The sequence below is a fragment of the Burkholderia sp. LFS061 genome (genome assembly GCF_047978125.1).
Taxonomy (GTDB): Bacteria; Pseudomonadota; Gammaproteobacteria; order Burkholderiales; family Burkholderiaceae; genus Burkholderia; species Burkholderia pyrrocinia_C.
Map to the genome: position 1 here is coordinate 1 of NZ_JBFPFS010000170.1, position 268 is coordinate 268.

Below are 268 nucleotides of genomic sequence, written 5' to 3' on the forward strand. Positions count from 1 at the left end.
CGCGACCGGCAACATGGGCGTGGGCAAGGACGGCGAGCCGACCGAGAACTTCCAGCTCGGCATGGAGCTGCACGCGAAGTACACGCTGTTCGCCGAAGGCTGCCGCGGCCACCTGGGCCGCCAGCTGATCTCGAAGTTCAAGCTCGACGCGAACGCCGATCCGCAGGCGTACGGGATCGGCATCAAGGAGCTGTGGGAAATCGATCCCGCGAAGCACAAGCCGGGCCTCGTGATCCACACGGCCGGCTGGCCGCTGAAGTCGGATACG

At 66.4% G+C, this 268-nt stretch carries 1 protein-coding gene; it reads left to right on the forward strand.

All coding sequences use genetic code 11. The annotated features are described in order from the left end of the window. Positions 1-268: NAD(P)/FAD-dependent oxidoreductase (locus tag ACNQQL_RS36210; RefSeq protein ID WP_416392829.1), on the forward strand; the 268-nt coding region annotated here is incomplete at both ends.